Origin of the sequence: Neorhizobium sp. T25_13, from assembly GCF_002968675.1 — a bacterium.
GTDB classification, from domain to species: domain Bacteria; phylum Pseudomonadota; class Alphaproteobacteria; order Rhizobiales; family Rhizobiaceae; genus Neorhizobium; species Neorhizobium tomejilense.
Genome location: NZ_PVBI01000040.1, coordinates 1 through 2,541 on the forward strand (window position 1 = coordinate 1; position 2,541 = coordinate 2,541).

Below are 2,541 nucleotides of genomic sequence, written 5' to 3' on the forward strand. Positions count from 1 at the left end.
GGCCGGTGAACGAACCCGCTGCGCGGGAGGGCGCCTGCGGTTGAGGTAGAGAGCGCAGGCCGGACGTCGCGCTCGCATTGAACGTCGTCCGGCAAGGGCAGAGCATGAGGAGCTTCTTCAACAAGGAGCTTGACCGTGCAACACCCCCATCTCGACACACCCGTCAGCCCGCTGCGCCAGAGGCTGATCGACGACATGAACATGCGGCGTTTCTCACGCGAAACGCAACGCAACTATCTCCGCGACATTGGTCGCCTGGCAACCTTCCTCGGGCGTTCACCAGACACGGCGACCGCCGACGACCTGCGCCGGTTTCAGATCGAGCAGCAGGAGGATGGCGTTCCCGTTCCGACGATGAACAGCATCGTGTCGGCGCTACGATTCTTCTTCACCCAGACCCTCGACCGCCCGGACCTGGCGCGCAGGCTCGTCCGGCTGGCGCATCCTCGGAATCTGCCTGTGGTGCTGAGCCGCGACGAGGTTGCCCGGTTACTCAATGCCACCACCTGCCTCAAGCACCAGGCAGCATTGTCAGTTGCCTATGGCGCCGGCCTCCGTGTCGCTGAGGTTTCCATGCTGAAGGTCACCGACGTCGACAGTGAGCGGATGCTGCTGCGCGTTGAGCGTGGCAAGGGCGGGCGCTATCGCAATGCCATGCTTTCGGAGGGCCTGCTCACCCTGCTGCGCCAGTGGTGGAAGGTGGGGCGGCAGCAGGGTGTGATGCATCGCGACGGCTGGTTATTCCCTGGCCAACACGCAATGAAGCCGATCAGTACGCGGCAGCTCTATCGGATCGTCGTTGAGGCGGCCCAGGCCGCCGGCATCGCTAAGCGGGTCGGGCCGCATACGCTGCGCCACAGCTTCGCCACCCACCTGCTGGAGGACGGCACGGATATTCGGATCATCCAGGTCCTGCTCGGGCACGCAAAACTCAACAACACCGCCCTCTACGCCAAGGTGGCGACCAGGACGGTCCGCACAGTTACGAGTCCGCTCGACAAGCTCGGCCTGTTCAAGCCGGAAGAAGCCTCCCCCAACGGTTGAGCCTTGCGTGCCTCGATCGAGGTCGCCGACATCTTCCGTGCTGCCGGTGCGGCGTACCGGCGCGTGCATGCAGGACATATGAGCCTGCCGCAACTGAAGGTGATGTCGGCGGTCGAGAACTGCCGCACTGCTGCGCTGGGCGGTCACGTCGAGGCCTGTGAGGACTGCGGCCAGCGGCGGATCGCCTACAACTCCTGCCGCAATCGGCATTGCCCCAAGTGCCAGGGTGCCGCGGCGCGGACATGGCTTTGCGAGCGCGAGGCCGACCTATTGCCGGTCGGCTATTTCCACGTCGTGTTCACGCTGCCCGCCGAGGTCGCCGACATCGCGTTTCAGAACAAAGCGGCAGTTTACGACCTGCTGTTCAAGGCGGCGTCGGAGACGATGCTGACCATCGCGGCCGATCGCAAGCATCTCGGCGCGCGCATCGGCATCACCGCCGTGCTCCACACATGGGGATCGGCGATGACGCACCACCCCCATGTCCACATGATCGTTCCGGGCGGCGGCATCACACCAGACGGAAGCAGATGGGTATCGGCGCGCCCGGCCTTCCTGCTTCCGGTACGCTTACTCGGCAAACTGTTTCGACGGCTGTTCCTCGCCCGACTGGTCGCTCTGCACGACGCCGGACGGCTCGGCTTCTTCGGCACTCTTGCTCATCTCGCCGAGCGGCAGGCATTCCTGCGGCTTCTGTCGCCGGTCCGGAAGAAGCGCTGGGTGGTCTATGCCAAGGCGCCGTTCGCGGGGCCGGAGGCAGTGCTCGCCTACCTGTCCCGCTACACCCACCGGGTCGCAATCTCAAACCGCCGCCTGATTACCTTCGACGAGACTGGCATCATCTTCCGCTACAAGGACTACCGCTGTGACGGCGCGGACCGGCAGCAGATCATGACGCTCGCGATCGAGGAGTTCATCCGCCGCTTCCTGCTCCATGTCTTGCCGCGTGGCTTCCATCGCATCCGACATTACGGCCTGCTCGCCGGCTCAGCCCGCAAGACCAGCCTCGCGCTCGCTCGCGAGCTGCTGGACGTCGCCCCACCAGTCGATGACGGCAAACCAGGCGAACCGGACGACTTCCGCCTACCATGCCCCTGCTGCGGCGGACGAATGATCGTCATCGAGATGTTCGAACGCTGGAAGCAGCCGCGCGGGCCGCCAGACCAAACCACACCGAACCGGGAGACCGCTTCATGATCCGGCATGGAGTGGGCAAGACCTCGGCCGCAGGCGTCGCGCCTCCGGCAACGGACCCACATGCGTCTGTGGTGATCATCGTCGCCGACAGGGGTGCCGCGAGAGGGCTGCCGGGCCGGCAAAACCGCGCGGACGCGCAACGAAGCGGCCTGTCTGCATGCATCACCAAACTCCCTGGCTGCGGCCGCGCCCTCGCAGACATGAGCCGCAGATTGAAATCTCCATAGCCTCCGACTGTGGCCCGCGGGTTCCTTCCTCGGGGACTTTCGTACGCCTGCCGGCGCCCGAAACTCTTCACGG

Annotated in this window: 2 protein-coding genes; both read left to right on the forward strand. The window is 65.2% G+C overall.

The genetic code is table 11. The annotated features are described in order from the left end of the window. The first annotated feature begins 135 nt into the window (after positions 1 to 135). On the forward strand, positions 136 to 1,044 hold the full coding sequence (locus tag C5J22_RS30840; RefSeq protein ID WP_105441384.1) for a tyrosine-type recombinase/integrase: 909 nt from the start codon (positions 136 to 138) through the stop codon (positions 1,042 to 1,044). 3 nt (positions 1,045 to 1,047) lie between these two features. After that, positions 1,048 to 2,241, forward strand: coding sequence for an IS91 family transposase (locus C5J22_RS30845; RefSeq protein ID WP_105441382.1), 1,194 nt, complete (start codon positions 1,048 to 1,050; stop codon positions 2,239 to 2,241). Positions 2,242 to 2,541 lie beyond the last annotated feature (300 nt).